At 40.3% G+C, this 20184-nt stretch carries 20 protein-coding genes; 13 read left to right on the forward strand and 7 right to left on the reverse strand.

Annotation, left to right across the window (positions count from 1 at the left end):
• The 4 genes from ACXAFE_RS14940 (at position 1) to ACXAFE_RS14955 (ending at position 2955) form a co-directional block, all read left to right on the forward strand.
• Positions 1-471 carry a CreA family protein gene (locus tag ACXAFE_RS14940; protein WP_010559028.1) on the forward strand — a complete coding sequence of 157 codons (471 nt, stop codon included), beginning with the start codon at positions 1-3 and terminating at the stop codon, positions 469-471.
• Between the two features lie 160 nt (positions 472-631).
• Positions 632-1675: a ribosome small subunit-dependent GTPase A gene (gene rsgA / locus ACXAFE_RS14945; RefSeq protein WP_475153955.1), complete on the forward strand. Its 1044-nt coding sequence runs from the start codon at positions 632-634 to the stop codon at positions 1673-1675.
• A gap of 232 nt (positions 1676-1907) precedes the next feature.
• Positions 1908-2393, forward strand: coding sequence for a DUF4920 domain-containing protein (locus tag ACXAFE_RS14950; protein WP_475153957.1), 486 nt, complete (start codon positions 1908-1910; stop codon positions 2391-2393).
• Positions 2380-2955, forward strand: a complete 576-nt coding sequence (locus tag ACXAFE_RS14955) for a PepSY-associated TM helix domain-containing protein (protein ID WP_475153960.1) — start codon at positions 2380-2382, stop codon at positions 2953-2955. The genes ACXAFE_RS14950 and ACXAFE_RS14955 overlap by 14 nt, the downstream gene beginning before the upstream one ends.
• A 129-nt stretch (positions 2956-3084) precedes the next feature.
• On the opposite strand, the gene ACXAFE_RS14960 is transcribed toward ACXAFE_RS14955, so the two are convergent.
• From ACXAFE_RS14960 to lolB, 4 genes are all read right to left on the reverse strand, one after another.
• Positions 3085-5037, reverse strand: a complete 1953-nt coding sequence (locus ACXAFE_RS14960) for a methyl-accepting chemotaxis protein (RefSeq protein WP_475153966.1) — start codon at positions 5035-5037, stop codon at positions 3085-3087.
• Positions 5038-5340: 303 nt separating this feature from the next.
• A complete protein-coding gene (locus ACXAFE_RS14965; protein ID WP_054978732.1) occupies positions 5341-6288 on the reverse strand; it encodes a ribose-phosphate pyrophosphokinase in 948 nt (315 codons plus the stop codon).
• Positions 6289-6335: 47 nt separating this feature from the next.
• Positions 6336-7190: a 4-(cytidine 5'-diphospho)-2-C-methyl-D-erythritol kinase gene (gene ispE, locus ACXAFE_RS14970; RefSeq protein WP_475153971.1), complete on the reverse strand. Its 855-nt coding sequence runs from the start codon at positions 7188-7190 to the stop codon at positions 6336-6338.
• A complete protein-coding gene (gene lolB, locus ACXAFE_RS14975) occupies positions 7178-7759 on the reverse strand; it encodes a lipoprotein insertase outer membrane protein LolB (protein ID WP_475157745.1) in 582 nt (193 codons plus the stop codon). The genes ispE and lolB overlap by 13 nt, the downstream gene beginning before the upstream one ends.
• A gap of 87 nt (positions 7760-7846) precedes the next feature.
• Between lolB and hemA the strand changes: the two genes are divergently transcribed.
• From hemA to ACXAFE_RS15020, 9 genes are all read left to right on the forward strand, one after another.
• Positions 7847-9100: a glutamyl-tRNA reductase gene (gene hemA / locus ACXAFE_RS14980; RefSeq protein ID WP_475153976.1), complete on the forward strand. Its 1254-nt coding sequence runs from the start codon at positions 7847-7849 to the stop codon at positions 9098-9100.
• Between the two features lie 16 nt (positions 9101-9116).
• The gene (gene prfA / locus ACXAFE_RS14985) at positions 9117-10202 is read left to right on the forward strand and encodes a peptide chain release factor 1 (protein ID WP_010559037.1); all 1086 of its coding nucleotides are present in this window, start codon (positions 9117-9119) and stop codon (positions 10200-10202) included.
• Positions 10195-11043, forward strand: coding sequence for a peptide chain release factor N(5)-glutamine methyltransferase (gene prmC / locus ACXAFE_RS14990; protein ID WP_475153981.1), 849 nt, complete (start codon positions 10195-10197; stop codon positions 11041-11043). Before prfA ends, prmC begins: the two co-directional genes overlap by 8 nt.
• A gap of 58 nt (positions 11044-11101) precedes the next feature.
• The gene (locus tag ACXAFE_RS14995; protein WP_475153985.1) at positions 11102-12646 is read left to right on the forward strand and encodes a DUF3369 domain-containing protein; all 1545 of its coding nucleotides are present in this window, start codon (positions 11102-11104) and stop codon (positions 12644-12646) included.
• Positions 12647-12650: 4 nt separating this feature from the next.
• Positions 12651-13025: a SirB2 family protein gene (locus tag ACXAFE_RS15000; protein WP_138630898.1), complete on the forward strand. Its 375-nt coding sequence runs from the start codon at positions 12651-12653 to the stop codon at positions 13023-13025.
• A 198-nt stretch (positions 13026-13223) separates the two neighbouring features.
• Positions 13224-14018: a tetratricopeptide repeat protein gene (locus ACXAFE_RS15005; protein ID WP_336437022.1), complete on the forward strand. Its 795-nt coding sequence runs from the start codon at positions 13224-13226 to the stop codon at positions 14016-14018.
• A gap of 27 nt (positions 14019-14045) precedes the next feature.
• Positions 14046-15296 (forward strand): DUF819 family protein, encoded by a 1251-nt coding sequence (locus ACXAFE_RS15010; RefSeq protein WP_475153990.1) that lies wholly within the window; start codon positions 14046-14048, stop codon positions 15294-15296.
• 20 nt (positions 15297-15316) lie between these two features.
• The gene (gene kdsA / locus ACXAFE_RS15015) at positions 15317-16165 is read left to right on the forward strand and encodes a 3-deoxy-8-phosphooctulonate synthase (RefSeq protein WP_475153992.1); all 849 of its coding nucleotides are present in this window, start codon (positions 15317-15319) and stop codon (positions 16163-16165) included.
• Positions 16166-16353: 188 nt separating this feature from the next.
• Positions 16354-16758: a hypothetical protein gene (locus ACXAFE_RS15020; RefSeq protein WP_105172811.1), complete on the forward strand. Its 405-nt coding sequence runs from the start codon at positions 16354-16356 to the stop codon at positions 16756-16758.
• A gap of 61 nt (positions 16759-16819) precedes the next feature.
• Here the strand turns inward: ACXAFE_RS15020 and ACXAFE_RS15025 are convergent, their stop codons facing one another.
• The 3 genes from ACXAFE_RS15025 to ACXAFE_RS15035 form a co-directional block, all read right to left on the reverse strand.
• Entirely contained in the window at positions 16820-17818 is a 999-nt protein-coding gene (locus tag ACXAFE_RS15025; RefSeq protein WP_475153996.1) for a cytochrome d ubiquinol oxidase subunit II, read from the reverse strand.
• Positions 17811-19178 (reverse strand): cytochrome ubiquinol oxidase subunit I, encoded by a 1368-nt coding sequence (locus ACXAFE_RS15030; protein WP_475154000.1) that lies wholly within the window; start codon positions 19176-19178, stop codon positions 17811-17813. Before ACXAFE_RS15030 ends, ACXAFE_RS15025 begins: the two co-directional genes overlap by 8 nt.
• Positions 19179-19422: 244 nt before the next feature.
• A complete protein-coding gene (locus ACXAFE_RS15035) occupies positions 19423-19977 on the reverse strand; it encodes a GbsR/MarR family transcriptional regulator (RefSeq protein WP_100915291.1) in 555 nt (184 codons plus the stop codon).
• Positions 19978-20184: the final 207 nt, after the last annotated feature.

Here is a 20184-nt window from a genome sequence, read left to right on the forward strand (position 1 = left end):
ATGAAAAAGGCAATGGGTTTAGTACTGTTACTTGGGTCACTTGTTGGTTGTGATTCAAGTGAGGTAGGTGATGTGTCGCTTGGTGTTTTTACGCTTAAAGACATTAAACTAAACCATTTTCAAGACCCGATAGTAACAGGGGTAACATGTCATGTTGCCTCTGTTGAAGCTAATTTAAGCTTTTCAGACCCAAGTGATAGCTCAATTGCGTGTCGTCAAACAGGGCCAATCACCCAAGCGATGATAGCGCAAATAGATAGCTCTGATTCAGGTGAAGTGATTTTCAAAAAGTCGAAGAGCGTTTTCTTTAAATCAATGAAGATAAGACGAATTTTAGATAAAGAAAATCAAACCTTAATGTACTTGTCGTATTCAACGAAAGAAACGTCAGGTAGTTTTAAGCACAGTTTGTCGACAGTGCCTTTGTATGGTACAAAAGCATATCAAACACGTGTATCAGTAGATAACTAACGCATTAAGTAGATTAATGTCGTAAATTACACAGTAAATAACGTAAACAGGAGATTTTGATGATTGTAGTTAACCCAACCGGGTGTAACGCATAATTAATACACCCGGTTTGTATAACCGGGGTTAAAAGCCCCTTATTTTCTTTTACTTAAGGGCAAAAATGTTAAATATTAATCAATTAAACTTACTTGGATGGCAAAGCTTTTTTCAACAACAACTTGATATCGACGAATGGTACAACAGCATTCCTGTTAGGGTTATTGAACAACATCGAAATCGACTAGTGGTTGATTCTGGTAGCGACACATTTCAATTACCGGTAACTGAAAAAGTATCGCAGTGTGTTGTTGGTGATTGGTTGTTACTTAATGAAAAACACAACGTGAATCGCGTTTTTGAACGTAAATCCTATTTTGCTAGACGCGCTGCCGGCAGCAAACTAGAAAAACAGGCAATTACGGCAAATGTCGACGTAGCGTTTTTGTTGTGTTCATTGAACGAAGACTTTAACCTCAATCGTATCGAACGTTATTTAGCGTTAGTCAATGAAGCGGGCTGCGAACCTGTGGTAATGCTAACTAAAGCCGATCTTGCAAATGACGGTCTTGAAAAGCGTGAGCAAGTTCAAAACCTTAGCTCAATGTTACGGGTCGAAGTCATTGACTGCCACGATGTTACACTGGTTAATCAATTGTCAGATTGGTTAAAACCACAAACCAGTATCGTGCTGTTGGGGTCTTCTGGTGTAGGCAAGTCAACATTAAGTAATACTTTGGCGCAAACGCAGCAGAAAACAAGCGCCATTCGCGAGCAAGATAGTAAAGGGCGTCATACTACTACTGGACGATACTTACTTAAGTTAGCGTCAGGCGCAGTATTAATCGACACGCCGGGAATGCGAGAGCTTCAGCTTAGCGACGTATCAGCGGGGCTAGAGCAAACCTTTAGCGAAATTGAAGCCTTGGCATCAAGTTGTAAGTTTGTTAACTGCACACATAGCAATGAGCCAAAATGCGCGATACAGCAAGCAATTAGCGATGGTAGTTTAACAGAGCGACGCTTTTTAAATTACCAAAAGTTATGTAAAGAAAACCAATTTAATACGGCATCTTTACGTGAGCGCCGAGCGCACGATAAATCGCTTACTAAAATGTATAAACGAGTACAAAGCCAGGCGGTTAAGTTTAAGAAATTAAACGAATAGCCAGCAGGCTTTAACGATGCGTCTATCACTTTTTGATAGGCGCATTTTTATTTATATGCGCATATAAATTTCAAAACGTTGTCGATACGTCGTTTGTTTGTATCACTCTCTTAATATTACGCAACAAAAATAAAACTAGTTGATACACTGACGTTTTTTGATAAAAATGACAGTACGTTTAATTATTAAGATTAGATTCCAGTTAATTAGTAAACCTTGAAAAGGAATTCTTATGCCGTTTTTTACAAAAATAACATTGGTTTTTGCACTTATGCTGGTGCAAGTTCAAGCGATTGCCAAAACGCTTACGTTTGGCGAAGAGGTTGATAGCGACAAACTAATTAAAATATCAACTGTGATGGCAAACCCAGATAATTATTTAAGTTCGCCAATTACCATTGAAGGTACCATTGTCGGCGTATGCGAAAAGCGAGGCTGCTGGATGACTCTTGCATCAGATAAACGCTTTCAAAATTTACGTATAAAAGTAGAAGATGGACACATGGTGTTCCCGATGACGGCGAAAGGAAACAAAGCGCTTGCAACGGGTACGCTTGAAAAAATAGAACTTAGCCTAGACCAAACAAAACGATTACTCGCTCATCGTGCTCAAAAAGCAGGTAAAGAGTTTAATCCCGATTCAGTAACTGAGCCGCATGTAATTTACCAACTGTCGCCGACAGGTGTTGAGATTATTGATAACGATGTTCAAAAGTAAGCTTAATCAAATTAACTGGTTTAGATTAAATCGCAGTTTACATCGCGACGTTGGTTATTTTTGTATTGGCTTTATTTTGATTTATGCGGTTTCAGGTATCGCGGTTAATCATAAAAATGATTGGAATCCGAACTACGCAGTACATACTACCAAGATAAACGCACGTGATATTGATTGGAATATAAATAACGATCAGGCTTTAATTAAGCAGGTTTTGACACTCGCTAATAGACAATTAGACGTCAAAGCGTCTTATTGGCAATCGCCAAATCAATTTAAGGTTTTTTTACATGATGACGCGAATATTAGCTTAAATTTAAATACTAATACGCTTATTGTTGAACAAATAAGGCCTAGAGCGATTTTTCAAGCACTTAATCGGTTGCACCTGAACGAAACACATCAATCATGGATTGTTGTATCTGATATTTTTGCTGCTTTGTTGTTGTTTTTGGCAATGAGTTCACTTTTTATGATCCGAGGTAAATACGGACCATTGGGTAAACGTGGCCTTTTTATTTTGGCGGGCTTTGCTATTCCTGCAGGCTTTATCTTTTTATAACGGCTCAGAGCGAACTTGTTTTTCAAAAAGAGTTAGTTAGCAGCGACTAAAAAGCGCAAATAATGTCTTTGAAACACAGAAAAATACAACAGCACATGTGATGTGCTGTTGTACTGCCTTAGCGTTTGTTTACACTTTAAAGCGGTTAACTAGCCCCTCTAAATTAGCGGCAATCTCAACTAATCCACGTGCTGTTTCAGCTGCTTTTTCAGCACCTGCAACGGTTTGCACTGCCATTTCATTTACTTGACCTACACTGTCGGTGATTTGCTGAGTTACCACATTCTGCTCTTCTGATGCACCGGCGATTTGCATATTCATATCGCGAATTGTCCCAACGGAATTAGAGATTGAGTCAAGCGCTTCATTGGTTTCGTTAGCTTTTTCTGTGGTAACGCGCGCACTCTCTAAGTTTGCATTCATTTGATCAACTGACGACTTAGCTTCGCTTTGCAATTTGTGGATCATTGCTTGAATTTCTTCGGTGCTCTTTTGTGTACGACTCGCAAGGCTCCTTACTTCGTCGGCAACGACAGCAAAGCCACGACCTTGTTCGCCTGCGCGTGCAGCTTCAATGGCAGCATTAAGTGCCAATAAATTTGTTTGATCTGCAATTGCTCGGATCACATCTAAAATTGAACCAACTGATTCTGTTTCGTTTTCCAGGTTTTTAATTGAATTACTCACCAGCTCAGTGTTATCAACTAAGTCGTTTATCGCATTACGCGTATTATCAACCACCTGCTTACCAGTATGAGTTTGATCGTCGGCATTGGTTGCTGCATCGGCTGCAAGTTGGGCACTTTGTGTGATATCGGCAACTGTGGCCGCCATTTCATTCATCGAAAGCACGGCTTGATTTAACTGCTCCATTTGATGTTCTGCGCCTTGCATTGAACTTGCAGTGTTTTCATCTAATATTTTCGTTGAGCGTATTAGCTCGTTAGTTGCGTGTTTTAGGCTATCAATTATATGTCGTAGCGTACCAACCATCTCGCTCATGGCCTTATAAATGCCCGTTTCGTTGCCTGATTTTGTAAAAGACATAGTTAAATCGCCATCAGCAATACGGTTTGCGATATATTCAATGTCTTTTGGTTCGCCGCCAATAGGTTTACGAATGGTGATGGAGATAAACCAACTGAAAAATACACCCACAGCGACAACAGCTATTGAGACAACGATAATCGTGGTTGTTGTGGTTTCACTGCGACTTTGTACCTTAGGGCCAAGTGAGTCTTGATCATTTTTAACTGATAGCTTCACTTCTTCATAGGCCTCGGCAATTTCAGGGCCGACCTTATTCAATACATTGGTAATGATGTTATTGCGTTTGTTGATTACGTCATTAACATTGTCAATGCCTTGCTGATAAGCCTTTAGACGAGTAGCCGCTTCATTTAGAAGTGAGATTCTTTTAGATGATTGAATATTGTCTTCAAGTACTTTTACCGATTTCATTACTTCTTTAAATTCTGCGGAGGCGCGTAAATAGTCATCTTGAGAGTTTGAGACTAGAAATTTACTCGTGTATAAACGGCCTAATAACAGCTGTTCTTGAACAATGGCGGCAAAATACGTGACATCTGTATCGCCATCTTCGTAAGCGGTTCGAATAATTTCGCTAATATTTTTTCGAATGACTACACCGTTTGCATCAAGTTGATTTTTAACAATATCATCACGTTTGGCATATAAATCTACTACGTCAGAAAATCCTTGCTCGTAGGCCATAACTTTATCAAATGACTGTTTAATAAGGTTTGAACGCCCGGGCTCAATAATTTCGCTTCTTGCAATGTCGAGTTGCTCGTTTAGTTGCTTAGCGCGTTTTTTAAAGTCGTTGATGTTTTCGTTATTTTGTTCTTTTAAAAATTTAAGGGCATGTAAACGGATAGATAATAAATTAGATTGCACTAAGCCTGCTAAATTACTGTCGCGTGCGAGCCCGCGATATTCGACAAAATCATTGTAGCCACTGCGTAATCCAAAAAACGAAATAGTGGCAAGTAAAACCATTAGTCCTATCATGGCGCCAAATGAAATAGATAATTGTTGAACCAGTTTTAACTTAGTGAACATAAACGCTACTCTCATTAGATCTGACGAATTAAATTTAAGATAAATTTAACTAAGTATAGGTAGAAAATTTAATGCACACTGTAAATTCTTTATTATTGCTAAAAATTTACTAGATATTAATCCGTTAGTTGGCGTGTTTAGAATTAATCTAAAGCGTTTTGGGTGGGTTAAAGCGAGTGCTTAAAACAAACTGTAAATTAAATGTGTAAGTTATAAAAAGATATACGTGGGCGATAATAGTTTTGCTGTTAAAACAAAAAACGCAGGCAAGGCCTGCGTTTTTATCATTTATTTAAGCAGATTTTAGTGCTCAAATAATGCAGAGATTGATTCTTCGTTGCTTACGCGACGAATTGTTTCTGCAAGCATATCAGCAAGCGTTAATACTTTAATCTTGTCGATTGCTTTTAATTCATCGGTAAGTGGTACTGAGTCAGTTACGATAACTTCGTCAATTACAGAGTTTTTAATGTTTTCTGCTGCTGCACCTGAAAGTACAGGGTGTGTAGCATAAGCAAACACGCGGCGAGCGCCATGTTCTTTTAATGCTTCTGCAGCCTTACAAAGAGTGCCACCAGTGTCGATCATATCATCAACAATGATACAGTCGCGGCCTTCAACATCACCAATAATGTGCATTACTTGCGATACGTTAGCGCGTGGGCGACGCTTATCGATAATTGCAAGATCAGTGTCATCAAGTAGTTTTGCAATTGCACGAGCGCGCACAACACCACCGATATCTGGCGATACAACCACAACATCATCAAAGTTTTTCTCTTTCATATCTTCAAGTAGAATTGGACTACCGAAAACATTATCAACTGGTACGTCGAAGAAACCTTGAATTTGTTCAGCGTGTAGGTCAACAGTTAACACACGGTCAACACCAACGCTTGAAAGGAAGTCAGCAACTACTTTCGCTGTGATTGGAACACGAGCACTGCGTACGCGACGATCTTGGCGAGAATAACCGAAATATGGGATAACCGCTGTGATACGGCCAGCTGATGCACGGCGAAGTGCGTCAACCATTACGATTAATTCCATTAAGTTGTCATTTGTAGGCGCACAAGTAGATTGTACGATGAAAACGTCAGAACCACGTACGTTTTCGTTGATTTGAACGCTAATTTCGCCGTCACTAAAACGACCAACTTCAGCGTCACCAAGATCAATGTATAAGCGTTTTGCAACTTTTTGAGCTAACTCAGGCGTTGCGTTACCAGCGAAGAGCTTCATGTCTGGCACGGTAGGTTTCCTCAGGCACTTTTTTGGGTAACAGTAGTTACCAATAATTAATTTAGTTTAGTACGTAACTCCGAATGTGCTGGAGATATGTTCGTACTTCTTGCTACAAAGCCTTGCCAAGTTTCAGGGAGCGATTTTAAAGCTTCAAGGGCTGCGTGCTGCGTTTCAAAACTGACAAAACAGCATGCTCCGGTACCTGTCATTCTTGACGGGCCGTATTTTAACAACCAGTTAAGGGTCTTTTCAACCTCGGGATAGTGCTTTTTCACCAACTCTTCGCAGTCATTGCGATGTTGAGAGCTTTGCCAGTCGCCTGATAATTTAGGTGTGTTACGCGGTAAATTGGCATTATTAAAGATTACGCCCGTACTAATGTGTACATTTGGGTGGACTACTAAATACCAAGTTTCAGGTAAATTTACTGGTGCTAATTTTTCTCCGATGCCCTGTGCAATAGCGGCCTGGCCGTTAATAAATACGGGCACGTCGGCACCCAGAGTAACGCCAATGTTCGCTAATTTCTCAAGTGGTAACGCTAATTGCCAAAGCGCATTTAAAGCAAGCAATGTAGTTGCCGCATCGGATGAGCCGCCACCCACACCGCCACCACTTGGCAGATGTTTATCAAATGAAATTTCTACACCAAACGCAATATTTGTTGTACGTTTTAATGCATTTGCGGCTTTATAAATTAAATTTTCTTCGTCTGGCAGCCCTTCAATTTGAGTTTTTAGCGTTATCGCACCGTCGTCTGTGCGTTTAAAATGTATACGATCGCCATAGTCTAAAAACACAAACAGGGTTTCAAGTTCATGGTAACCGTTCGGTAAGCGCCCATTAATATGTAAAAATAAATTGAGTTTTGCGGGCGCAATAAGCGAAAGCGTTGTTAAATCTGCCATGTATATACTTTTAATTTTAGTTTAACGGTGTCGTGAGTGAGTGAAATGGAATAGGGCAACCAATATCCACCGTGTTTTTGGTAGTTGCTATAGGTTATTTGCCATTGTTTACCTTGCGAATCAATAAGCGTTGCGTTGCTAACGCGATTAAGTTCATCGGCAAGAAATGTTTGGGTATTGGGTAGCCCTTTTAACCAATTAGGGTCATCCAAAAACGGGAGATTCATACCTGTTAACCAATACACTAGTTGTTGTGCATTTTTGCCAACATGTGTTTCGCCATCTAATTCTAAAGTGGCATGGGTCTGAGTCTTTTCAAGTGAAAGTATCGAGGTGCCAACAAATGACGTGAGGTTAAGTACATCTTTTTCGGCGGTAGTGGCCCAATATAAATTAGCACTCTGACGTTTTTCTGGTTGAATAATCGCCAATTTCCCTTTTACCTGCCAAGACTGTTTTTGCAGTAATTCCCTTTGCCAATTCTCTTTAACTGTTGCATTGTCGTAATATTGACTTGCACAGCCTGTTAAAAAAACAAAAAATATGACAAATATCATGCGTAATTGCATCAAATCTTAAATCCTTACTTTTTTTATTGACTTGATTTACGTAAAATTAATCGCTTTAAAACGTGCTAAAAACAAATTGTAGACATAATGACCATAGTTGCTTTAGGCATTAATCATAAAACCGCATCTGTTGAATTAAGAGAACGCGTGGCGTTTTCTCCTGAACAAATCGACGTTGCCCTTGCTCAACTTTGCCAACAAAATGGCGTGAACGAAGCTGTGGTTGTGTCTACCTGTAATCGCACCGAACTCTATTGTATCGTTGAAAATCAACAACCCCAAGTGCTTATTGATTGGTTAGCTGATTTTCACCAACTCAATAAAAGCGAATTAGCAGAACACGTGTATCAGCATCAAGACTTGAATGCTATTCAGCACTTAATGCGTGTATCGGTTGGATTAGATTCGTTAGTGTTGGGTGAGCCTCAAATTCTTGGCCAAATTAAACAAGCTTACGCTAAGGCAAAACAAGCAGGTGTGGTGAATGCCTTACTTGAGCGTCTGTTTCAAAAGTGTTTCTCGGTTGCAAAACAAGTGCGCACAGAAACCGATATTGGCGCGAGTGCAGTTTCAGTTGCCTATGCGGCGGTTAATTTAGCTAAACACATTTACGGTAATTTAGAACCAACCAAAGTATTGTTAATTGGCGCGGGCGAAACCATAGAGCTTGTAGCACGGCATTTATATCAAAATGGTTGTCAGCATATGACAGTGGCAAACCGTACTTTATCACGGGCACAAAACTTAGCAGATGAATTTAACGCAAATGTGGTGCCCTTATCGCGCGTGCCGGAGAGTTTAATTGATGCCGATATTGTGATCAGCTCAACCGCAAGCACACTGCCAATTATCGGTAAAGGTATGGTTGAGCAGGCATTAAAGGCGCGTCGTTATAAGCCTATGCTGCTTGTTGATATTGCCGTACCGCGCGATATTGAAGCGCAAGTGGCTGAACTTGACGATGCGTATTTATATTCTGTTGATGATTTACAAGAAATTGTTAATCAGAATATGGAATCACGTGAGCGCGCGGCCGCTGAAGCCGAAGAGATAATTGTTGTTAAAGCCAATGAATTTGTAACTTGGCGAAATGCGCTCGATTCAGTCGACATTATTCGTACTTATCGTAAAAATATTGAACAAATAAAATTAGAGTTAGTACAAAAGGCGCAAGGTCAGTTAAAATCAGGTAAAGACCCAGAAAAAGTGCTGAATGAATTAGCTAATAAACTAGCAAATCGAATTATTCATTCACCAACCAAAGCGATTAAGCAAGCTGCTGAGCAAGATGATATTGCCAAGCTTGCACAAATCAAAAAAGTTTTAGATTTAGATAATTAACAGGCGTCAAGCTTAGATGAAAGAATCCGTTTACAGAAAATTAGAAACGCTGGTTGAGCGTTACGAAGAAGTACAAGCATTATTAAGCGATCCGGATGTGATCTCTGATCAGGACCGTTTCCGTTCACTTTCAAAAGAATATTCTGAACTTGAAGATGTAACCAAGGCTTTTAATGCGTACCGTCAGGCTGAAGATGACGTTGCGACAGCTGAAGAAATGCTTAAAGATAACGATCCCGATATGCGTGAAATGGCGCAAGAAGAATTCAAAGAAGCCAAAGCAAATATCGAAGCGTTAGAAGACGAACTACAAGTGCTTATGTTGCCGAAAGATCCACGCGACAACAACAATGTGTTCCTTGAAGTACGTGCAGGTACCGGTGGTGACGAAGCGGCAATCTTTGCTGGTGACTTATTCCGTATGTACAGCCGCTACGCTGAAACACAAAAGTGGAAAGTTGACGTTGTTAGCACTAACGAAGGCGAACACGGTGGTTTTAAAGAAGTTATTGCGAATATTTCCGGTGAAGGCGTGTATGGCAAACTGAAATTTGAATCAGGCGCACACCGCGTACAGCGTGTTCCAGAAACAGAATCGCAAGGCCGAGTGCATACCTCTGCATGTACGGTTGCGGTTATGGCTGAAGTACCAGAAGCTGAAGCGATTGAAATCAACTCATCTGATCTTAAAATTGATACCTTCCGCGCATCAGGTGCCGGTGGTCAGCACGTTAACAAAACCGACTCAGCGATTCGTATCACCCATATTCCAACGGGTGTTGTTGTAGAATGTCAGGACGAGCGTTCACAGCATAAAAACAAAGCGAAAGCACTGAGTGTGCTTGCGTCGCGTTTACAACAAGCTGAAGATGAGAAGCGCATGGCAGAAGAAGCCTCTGAGCGTCGTAACCTTGTCGGTAGCGGCGACCGTTCTGAGCGTATTCGTACATATAATTATCCGCAAGGTCGCGTTACCGATCACCGTATCAACTTGACACTTTATAAGCTAAACGAAGTGGTTGAAGGCGATTTAGGTGCCATTGTAGACCCACTTGTTCTAGAGCATCAAGCAGACTTGCTTGCAGCGATGGGCGATGAGTAATTATTCAATACAACAAGCACTTGCCGTTGGCGCAAGTGCTTTAACTGACACATCAGAATCCCCCAAACTTGACGCAGAAGTATTACTGTTAGATTGCATTTCACAATCGCGTACATACCTTTTTACGTGGCCTGAAAAATTACTGACCGACGAACAACAAGCTGCTTTTTTGTCAGCAATTGAAAAACGCAGAACGGGTTTACCTGTCGCGCATATTACTGAATATCGCGAGTTCTGGAGCCTAAATTTTAAGGTAAGTCCTGCTACGCTTATTCCTCGCCCTGATACCGAAACATTAGTTGAATGTGCGCTTGATAAAGCAATAAACAAGCAAGGTAGATTACTTGACCTTGGTACCGGCACCGGTGCTATTGCCTTGTCACTGGCAAGTGAGCTTCCTTTATGGCAGGTGATTGGCTGTGATTTTCAACAAGATGCCGTTGCGCTGGCAAAGCATAATCAACAAAATTTAGCGATTACAAATGCAACCATTGTACAAAGCGATTGGTTTAGCGCGCTCGATGCACAACGGTTTGACGTTATCGTATCAAATCCGCCTTATATTGATGAACAAGACCCACATTTATTAGAAGGTGACGTACGTTTTGAACCCTTGTCGGCGTTAGTCGCACCGAAAAAGGGGATGGCCGATATTGAACATATCATTGAAACCGGACGTAACTATTTACAGATAAAAGGCTGGTTATTATTGGAACATGGTTATGATCAGGGCCAGTTAGTACGTGATTTTTTTGCAAAAATGGCATATAAAGATATTTCAACAGTAAAAGATTTAGGCGGCAACGACCGTGTAACTTTAGCGCAGTGGGATCCTGATTAGCTATTTAGTGAGTTGGTATTAACGCGAGTGTGAAGTGGTTATAAGGGGTAAGGATAGAATGGCGAGTGATTTTTTATTTTCTGATGAGTCAGAGCAAGCACCGAAGCAAGCAAATAACCACGGTACTTGGAAAGTTATTATTGTTGATGACGAACCGGAAGTACATGCGGTAACGAAACTCGCGTTGAGCGATTTCTCATTTCAAGATAAACGACTTGAATTTATTAGCGCCTATTCTGGCAAAGAAGCAGAAGAAAAGATTATAGCGCACCCAGATGCAGCCATTGTGTTGCTCGATGTGGTTATGGAAACTGATGACGCGGGTTTAAGAGTTGCTCAGTTTATTCGCGAAACTGCAAAAAATAACCATGTGCGAATTATTTTACGAACCGGCCAACCAGGGCAAGCGCCGGAACGTCAGGTTATTGTTAACTATGATATTAATGACTACAAATCAAAAACCGAATTAACAGCACAAAAACTATTCACTGTTGTTATGTCGAGTTTACGCTCTTATCGCGATATTTTATCAATAGAGCACTCTCGCCAAGGTCTTGAGAAAATCATCACCGCTTCACGGGATATCTTTTCATCTCATTCTATGGATACCTTTATTCATGGCGTAATGCAACAACTTACCTCTATTTTAGGGTCAGTTGATGAGGCGATGTATGCAACCTCACTTGTTGCAAGTAGCCCTGATGAAAAACAGCAAGAGCTGATTGTGTTTGCAGGACAAGGCGAGTTTGAAAAAAGCGAAGGTAAGCCAGTTAACCAGGTGCTATCTGAAAAACAATTGTTAGCGTGCAAGAAAGCACTCAGTAACAAAACCATTGTTTATGAAGAAGATTACCTTTTTGCCTATTGTTCTAGCCGTTTTAACCATAACTCAATGCTTTACGTATCGGGTATACCACGCAGTCTCACTGAAACACATAAAGACTTAATTGAAATTTTCTCGCAAAATGTACAAATTGCCTACGAAAATGTGCAACTGCAATCTGAAATTGAAGATACACAAAGAGAGTTGGTTTATCGTCTAAGTGAAGCGGTTGAACAGCGTTCTTCTGAAACCGGAAATCATGTAAAGCGTGTATCACTCATTAGTTATGAACTTGCAAAAGGTTATGGCTTGAGCGAAGATGAGGCCGATGTACTGCGTTATGCAGCACCACTGCATGATGTTGGTAAAGTAGGTATTCCCGACACCATTTTACATAAACCAAGTAAATTGGATGAGCAAGAATGGAAAGTGATGCAGACTCATGCAATGAAGGGTCACAATATTTTAGCGGGATCTCGTCGTGATATTATTCAAGCAGGAGCGATACTAGCCCGTGACCATCATGAAAAGTGGGATGGAACGGGTTATCCTCGCGGCTTAAAAGGTGAAGAAATTCATGTTTATGGTCGTATTGTCGCGTTAGCTGATGTGTATGATGCACTTCGCCATAAGCGCTGTTATAAAGAAGCGTGGAGCGTTGAGCAAGTTACAACTGAATTGCAAAATCAACGTGGGCTGCATTTTGAGCCTAAGTTAGTTGATGTATTACTTAACAACATCGATAGATTCGAACAAATTCTTAATAATTATCCAGGGTAGTAAAATGGAATATATTGCGTTAAAGCATACACATATGTTGTTAGCTGTACTGAGTGTTGTGCTTTTTTATACGCGTGCATTTGCTCGCATCAAGCAGTTACAACTTGCTAAAAATAAAATACTGTTTATCGGTAGCCATAGTATTGATACCTTGTTGCTTATCTCAGCGGTAGCGCTGGCAGTGACACTTGGTATGAGTCCTCATAATCAACCTTGGTTACTTGAAAAAATCGTACTTGTGGTAGCGTATATTGTTGTAGGGGTGTTTATGGCGAGGCAAAAACATATAAAAGGACAGATATCGCTTTTATTACTTGCTACAACCGTTATTTTCGCTATTTTTTATTTAGCGAGATTCAAAACACCATTTCTTTTTTAAAGGCTGATTATTCAGCCTTTTTCTTTTCGATTTTGCTTTTACGTTCATACAAGTGTGCTATATCTATTCAATGATTATTGATACAGAACAATAAGTTAGTCTCTATTCTTTATCTATTCGCCGATCTTCATTGGTATTCATTTTAAAACACGATAAACTGGCATTAATTTTTAGTTATAGAGAGACCGAAGGATATTGATGTTTGATATCTCTGAGGAAGAATATACAGCGGCAATAGAAGCGCCGGTATTTACATGTCTAAATCATGAGTCATCGTGGCTGACTAAGTTCGATTACGCCCTTTGTCGGGATAAATTGTCTGAACTGGTGCTGATGGCGGTAAAAACGCAAAAGTCTGAAAACACCATAGAGCAAAACCTAAACTCGCTACTCGATAGTTTTTACAGCGACTTTGCCTTTAGCGGGACGAGTCAAAAAGTGCCGATGAGTTTGCTTAATAGTGTGGCCTATGCACTTAATTACCGCACTGGCAGTACCATATCGCTTGGCATGATCTTAACCTATGTGATGGAACAACTGGGTTTTGATGTCGAGATGTTGGTATTTGAAAACGACATTCAAGTATTGCTAGAAGTAAGCCAAGGTGAAGGGTATTTAATCGACCCATGCTCAGGTGGGCAACGCTGGTATATCAAACCAGAAAATGACGATGAAAATAGCCTAGATAACGCATTTCAACAATTGTTTGAAGATGATGTTGTGAAGCTATTTTTGGCCCATCAAAAATGGGCATTTATCAGTGAAAAACGCTACGGCGAAGCGTTTAAATGTGTTGAAAAACTGATGGTTCTTACCGATGGTGATCCGTATGAATTACGCGATCGCGGTTATTTATTACATAATTTGAATTGTGATGAACTCGCCATTAAAGACTTTGAAAAGTTTATCGAAGAGTGCCCAGATGACCCGTCAATTGATGTGCTGCAAAGCCAAATTGAAGAAATGGACACGCACTTTAGAACAATCCACTAAAAATAACTTAATACAGGAAGCAACTTCATGGACTCTCACAGCGTGATGTTCACCAACGATGCCGTCGTTATGGGTATGTTGGCCATAATCTTAGGTTTTGTGTTTTATACCTCAAATCTTAAAACCGGATTTTGGGCAAAATTTTATAAGTACGTTCCCGCATTATTAATGTGTTATTTTTTACCATCGCTATTAAATACATTTGGTATTGTCGATGGTGAAGGCAATAGCGTGTATACGGTTGCAAAATATTACCTGTTACCTGCCTGTTTAGTACTACTAACACTGAGTATTGACTTAAAAGCTATTGCAGCGCTCGGACCAAAAGCCATTATTATGTTTTTAACTGGTACTGTCGGCGTTGTTATTGGCGGGCCAATCGCGTTATTAGTGGCGGCCACCTTTATGCCAGAATTGCTAGGTGTTGATGGTGCAGGGGAACTTTGGCGCGGCATGGCGGCACTGGCTGGTAGTTGGATCGGCGGCGGTGCAAATATGGTAGCGATGAAAGAAATCTATCAAGCTAACGGCGATATTTTTACCATTATGGTAACCGTAGATATCGTAGTGGCGAATATTTGGATGGCTGGACTATTATACTTAGCGGCCCGTCATAAAGAGATTGATAAGCACACTGGTGCAGATACTTCATCTATCGATAAACTAATTGATACGGTATCGCAATTTGAAAAGAAAAATTCACGCAAGCCAGAACTGCGTGATCTAATGATTTTAGTGGCATTTGGTTTTGGTGCGACAGGCTTTGCGCATTTAATTGCAGACACTGCAGTGCCTTTTTTCCAAGCAAACTACCCAGCACTTGAGAAATTCTCGCTGCATTCAAAATTGTTTTGGATTATCTTTGTGGTAACCACAATTGGCCTAAGCTTATCGTTTACAAAGGCACGTCAATTTGAAGCGGTAGGCGCATCAAAAGTAGGCGGCGCATTTTTATATATTTTGGTAGCGACCATTGGCTTACATATGGATATCGGCAAAGTATTTGAAGCACCAAAATACGTTATTATTGGCCTAATTTGGATGACAATTCACGTTATTCTATTATTTGTTGTTGCCAAGATTATTAAAGCGCCGGTGTTTTATGTAGCGGTGGGCAGTAAAGCGAATATTGGTGGTGCTGCCTCAGCGCCTGTGGTTGCATCTGCATTTCATCCGGCATTAGCACCTGTTGGAGTGTTACTGGCTGTACTTGGTTACGCACTTGGAACATATGCTGCGTGGTTCTGTGGTCAAGTTTTGCAGCTGGTCGGTAGTTAATTATTCTGTTAGGAATCTAAATGAATACACAAATTATTAAAGTGGGTAACTGTGAAGTTGCTAACGACAAGCCATTTGTACTATTTGGTGGTATGAATGTGCTTGAATCACGTGACTTAGCAATGCAAATCGCAGAGCATTATGTTGAAGTGACATCAAAATTAAACATCCCTTACGTGTTTAAAGCATCATTTGATAAAGCAAACCGATCATCAATTAACTCTTATCGTGGTCCAGGTTTGGAAGAAGGGTTAAAGATTTTTGAAGAGATCAAAAATACCTTTGATGTACCAGTGATTACAGATGTACACGAACCGTATCAAGCGGCTCCCGTCGCTGACGTTGTAGATGTAATCCAGTTACCTGCATTTTTAGCACGTCAAACCGACTTAGTAGTAGCGATGGCAAAAACTGGCGCGGTTATTAATGTGAAAAAACCGCAGTTTTTAGCACCTCATGAAATGCGTCACATTATTAAAAAGATTAACGAAGCGGGTAACGACCAAGTAATCTTATGTGAGCGTGGTTCAAGCTTTGGCTATAACAACCTAGTCGTTGATATGCTGGGCATGGATGATATGAAGCACCAAGCGCCAGTAATTTTTGACGCAACTCACGCACTACAGCGCCCGGGTGGACGTGCCGATTCAGCTGATGGCCGTCGTGCACAAGCTGCAGAACTTGCACGAAGCGGTATGGCACTTGGTTTAGCAGGCCTATTTATTGAAGCTCACCCAGATCCGAACCTTGCCAAATGTGATGGTCCATGTGCATTACCACTTGCTAAACTTGAAGGTTACTTAAGCCAAATGAAAGCGGTTGATGACCTTGTAAAAAGCTTTGAGCCACTTGATACATCAGCAAGTTAATCAATAAGAAAACATACTTAGTTAACGTAATATCGTTGACTTGCTTAATAAGCCAACCAGTAAGGTTGGCTTATTTGTTTAAATAGAAACAATTTAAACCATTTCAAATCTTAACATTCATTTTCTTGAAACTAGATATTCTTTAACGTAGAGTAATTTTTGTCTTATTTTTATACGGAAATTCTATTATGTTAAGAACACTCACCCTTTCACTTGTTGCACTTTCTTCACTTACACTTGTTGGTTGTGGTTCAACACCGCCAATTCAAGCACAAGAAAAAACCATCGCGTACCAAGGTAAGACTTACGTTTTTGGTGGCCAGTACGATACTAAACGAAATGAAGTACAACTAACGGTAAATGGCGATCCGGTAATGAAAGGTCGTTTTCCTCCATACACGCCAACACTTAACTTAAACACGAGCTATCAAGAAGTTAATGTTTCTAGCTATTGTTACTTTAGCTCTGTGCTGAATGAAAAGGGTGGTGTATTTGGTGCAGTAGCGGGCGCTATTCAGTCATCTAATTCAAAGTCAGGCGATAAATGTGATGTTAAAATTGCCGGCGAAACGGTTGAAAGCCTATATTTCTAAAAGATTTATTATAAGTGTGTAGCTTAGTCGCTACACACTTATTTTAAAAACTGATCTTAGGTTAATAGTAGCGAAGTTCGTCCACCTTTCCCCAAAACACTCTGTAAGAGAATGCGGTATAAGCCAAAATAGTTGGCACCACAATTAACGCCCCCCACAACATAAAGTTAAGTGCTTCAGGTGCTGCAACAGCTTGCCAAATTGTTAGTTTACCCGGCACAATCTCTGGGAAAAAGCTAAATGCTAAGCCAAAAAATGATAGGGTAAAAATCAACAGTGCGAAAAAGAATGGTAGGGCAGCACCAATATTTGGCTGTTTAGTTAAACGCTTTAATACAAACCAACATAGTACAAAGAAGCTTGCACAAATAATTGGAATGGGAATTAAGATCAGTGCATATGGAAAGTCGAACCACTTTTGATAGATCTCTGGTGAAATAAGTAAGTTAACCAGTGATACCAGTAATATACCAACAAACGTAATGACAACCGTTGATTTACAATGCGCTATGGCCTTTTGTTGTAAATCGCCTTCGGTTTTCATCACCAGCCATGCACTGCCAATAAAGGTATAAGCCGCTGAAACACCAATTGCACTTAAAAGGGCAAAACCATGCGCTTCTATGGTGTTTGAAAACCCCATAACGTATAAACCGAGCATATAACCCTGTGCTAACGATGCGAGCAAAGAGCCAGATTTAAACACAGTATCCCATTTACGTTTATGGGCAACAATGGCCTTGGCTCTAAAATCAAATGCCACACCGCGCATGATTAAGCCAATCAACATAAATGTACACGGGATATACAGCGCTTGAAAGACAATACTGTGTGCAGTTGGGAACGCAATGAGTAAAAGGCCAATCGCTAATACTAGCCAGGTTTCATTAGCATCCCAAAATGGTCCTATCGACGCTATCATGGTATCTGCCGAAGTTTCATCGTCTAACGGCAGTAAAATCCCTACACCTAAATCGTAACCGTCCAAAACAGCGTACATTAATGTTGCAAGGCCCATTAGGGATACAAAAATAATTGCCAGAGTTGCTTGATCAAACATATGCGTTATCCCCTTTACTCGGTAATTGTTTAATTGGCTTTTCGCTCATATCAAATTCTTCAATTTCAACAGCGCGGCGCGCCATTAAAAACACTGTATGCAGATAAGCTACTAACAAAATGGCGTAGGTTGTTAAATAGAGTGCTAAGCTAAAACCAACATTTGCTGGCGCAATTTGTGTTGCTGCGTCAGATACTTTTAGTACACCGCTAACAAGGTAAGGCTGTCTGCCTATTTCAGTTACATACCAGCCGGCCAATGTAGCTAACCAACCTGAAAATGTTAAGCCAACAAAAACACGCATTAACCAAGTCGGTAGTTGGCCGCGCTTTTTAAGGGTATAGGCTGCAAACCAAGAGATAGCGATCATCAGTAAACCTAGGCCAACCATAATTCTAAAGCCATAAAATACAGGTTTAACTGGCGGATGCTCACCTTTAAATTCATCAAGCCCTTTAATTTCACCATCAAGCTCATGGGTAAGAATAAAGCTTGCCATGTTAGGTATGCCAATTTCAAAATGATTCGTTCTGTTTTCTTCATCAGGAATTGCAAATAGCAGTAAAGGAGCGCCTTTTTCGGTTTGCCAAACACCTTCCATTGCCGCTATTTTTTGTGGTTGATGTTCAAGTGTATTAAGACCATGTAAATCACCAACAAATGCTTGTAACGGTGATAAAATCGCCGCCACAATAACCGCTACTTTTAATGTTAATTTTGGTGCTTGTTTATCGTCTCCTTTAAGTAAACGATAGCAACTCACGCCAATTATCATAAAGCTCGCCGTTAAGCCCGAAGCCAAAAGCATATGCGCTAAGCGGTAAGGAAAACTTGGATTAAAAATTACTGCAAACCAGTCGGTTGGATAGGCGATTCCATCGCGCATCTCGAAACCAGTTGGTGTTTGCATCCACGAATTTAAACTTAAGATCCAAAACGCTGAAAGCGTGGTGCCGATTGCTACCACTATACAGGCTAAAGTATGTACTTTTGGTGGAACACGTTTAGTACCAAACAGCATGATGCCTAAAAATGTCGCCTCTAGGAAAAATGCAGTTAATACTTCGTAGCCTAATAACGGCCCCGCGATGTTTCCGACTTTTTCCATAAAACCAGGCCAGTTAGTACCAAACTGAAATGACATGGTAATACCGCTTACAACGCCAAGGGCAAATGAAAGGGCAAAGATTTTTACCCAGAATCGATATGCGCGCATCCACACGGGATTACCTGTCATATCAAACCTAACTTTAAAGAAAACTAAAAACCAACACATTGCGATGGTTATAGTGGGAAATAAAATGTGAAAACTAATGTTGGCAGCAAACTGTATGCGTGAAAGCATTAACGTATCCAACATAAACGACCCCCAAAGAATAGACGTGCTATTTATTTAATGTTTTTTGAAACACCGATTTCGTTAGCAAATTTTACTGTGTACTGGTTGGGCTGTATTTGCCATTGTATACAAACAACAAAGGTGAAATTGAGCCTTGTAGCACCTTGTTTATTAATTGCTATACTTCTTCCGGTATTCAATAAAACAAAAATTAAATAGCAACACGACGACATATGCACTTTTTCAGTGCGCACAAAAAAAGCGGTTAATTACTATTACCGCTTTTCAAAACTTTATCTTTAAAATCGAGTACTTTAACAACACCAGAGCCGAGCTTCATCAGCGTTGTCAGCTTCTCAGGACTCATACTTTGTAACTCACTTGCCCAAACGGTGATGGTTTCAAGCAAGTCATGTAGCTCAGACATTTTGTCCTGAGCATACGCTTCTTCTGCATTAGCTGGCTCGTCAATGATTGAAGCGCGCAAAAGAGATAGGGTTGGATCCATCTCTCTTTTTCTGCGCTCTTCAAATACTCGGTTTGCTAATTCCCAGATATCACCTGCGGGTGCGTAGTAATCTTTTCGGTCACCAGGCTTATGAATTACCGATACTAAACGCCATGACTGTAACTCTTTGATTGCCATACTAACGTTACCGCGAGAGATATTTAAGGTCTCTGATAACGACACTGCGCTAAGTGGTTCTTCACTCATTAGCAATAAACCCATGATTTGCCCGATAGTGCGGTTAAACCCCCAACGGCTGCCCATTTCGCCGCAATGCATTACAAAACTTTCAATTTTTGGTGTTAGCAACATTCTAAACTTTCAATAATTTCTGAAACTTTAAAATATACTAATCCCATCATTGATATAGATCAATCTTTTTATGTGTTTAAACTGTGCGTATTTGGATTGAAAAGCGAACAATCGAATTGATTTAAGCGGATTTATTTGAATTGTAATAAATGGGTAATGTCTGCATGCCATTCTTTTGCAACATTATATTGGCACCTATTATCATTG

It is taken from the genome of Pseudoalteromonas sp. ABV4_021 (assembly GCF_056159365.1).

What these genes read in the sequence shown, in the direction of transcription:
- ACXAFE_RS14940 (WP_010559028.1), top strand. Translation starts at nt 1, where the DNA reads ATGAAAAAGGCAATGGGTTTAGTACTGTTACTTGGGTCACTTGTTGGT.
- rsgA (WP_475153955.1), top strand. Translation starts at nt 632, where the DNA reads ATGTTAAATATTAATCAATTAAACTTACTTGGATGGCAAAGCTTTTTT.
- ACXAFE_RS14950 (WP_475153957.1), top strand. Translation starts at nt 1,908, where the DNA reads ATGCCGTTTTTTACAAAAATAACATTGGTTTTTGCACTTATGCTGGTG.
- ACXAFE_RS14955 (WP_475153960.1), top strand. Translation starts at nt 2,380, where the DNA reads ATGTTCAAAAGTAAGCTTAATCAAATTAACTGGTTTAGATTAAATCGC.
- ACXAFE_RS14960 (WP_475153966.1), bottom strand. Translation starts at nt 5,037, where the DNA reads ATGTTCACTAAGTTAAAACTGGTTCAACAATTATCTATTTCATTTGGC.
- ispE (WP_475153971.1), bottom strand. Translation starts at nt 7,190, where the DNA reads ATGGCAGATTTAACAACGCTTTCGCTTATTGCGCCCGCAAAACTCAAT.
- lolB (WP_475157745.1), bottom strand. Translation starts at nt 7,759, where the DNA reads ATGCAATTACGCATGATATTTGTCATATTTTTTGTTTTTTTAACAGGC.
- hemA (WP_475153976.1), top strand. Translation starts at nt 7,847, where the DNA reads ATGACCATAGTTGCTTTAGGCATTAATCATAAAACCGCATCTGTTGAA.
- prfA (WP_010559037.1), top strand. Translation starts at nt 9,117, where the DNA reads ATGAAAGAATCCGTTTACAGAAAATTAGAAACGCTGGTTGAGCGTTAC.
- prmC (WP_475153981.1), top strand. Translation starts at nt 10,195, where the DNA reads ATGAGTAATTATTCAATACAACAAGCACTTGCCGTTGGCGCAAGTGCT.
- ACXAFE_RS14995 (WP_475153985.1), top strand. Translation starts at nt 11,102, where the DNA reads ATGGCGAGTGATTTTTTATTTTCTGATGAGTCAGAGCAAGCACCGAAG.
- ACXAFE_RS15000 (WP_138630898.1), top strand. Translation starts at nt 12,651, where the DNA reads ATGGAATATATTGCGTTAAAGCATACACATATGTTGTTAGCTGTACTG.
- ACXAFE_RS15005 (WP_336437022.1), top strand. Translation starts at nt 13,224, where the DNA reads ATGTTTGATATCTCTGAGGAAGAATATACAGCGGCAATAGAAGCGCCG.
- ACXAFE_RS15010 (WP_475153990.1), top strand. Translation starts at nt 14,046, where the DNA reads ATGGACTCTCACAGCGTGATGTTCACCAACGATGCCGTCGTTATGGGT.
- kdsA (WP_475153992.1), top strand. Translation starts at nt 15,317, where the DNA reads ATGAATACACAAATTATTAAAGTGGGTAACTGTGAAGTTGCTAACGAC.
- ACXAFE_RS15020 (WP_105172811.1), top strand. Translation starts at nt 16,354, where the DNA reads ATGTTAAGAACACTCACCCTTTCACTTGTTGCACTTTCTTCACTTACA.
- ACXAFE_RS15025 (WP_475153996.1), bottom strand. Translation starts at nt 17,818, where the DNA reads ATGTTTGATCAAGCAACTCTGGCAATTATTTTTGTATCCCTAATGGGC.
- ACXAFE_RS15030 (WP_475154000.1), bottom strand. Translation starts at nt 19,178, where the DNA reads ATGTTGGATACGTTAATGCTTTCACGCATACAGTTTGCTGCCAACATT.
- ACXAFE_RS15035 (WP_100915291.1), bottom strand. Translation starts at nt 19,977, where the DNA reads ATGTTGCTAACACCAAAAATTGAAAGTTTTGTAATGCATTGCGGCGAA.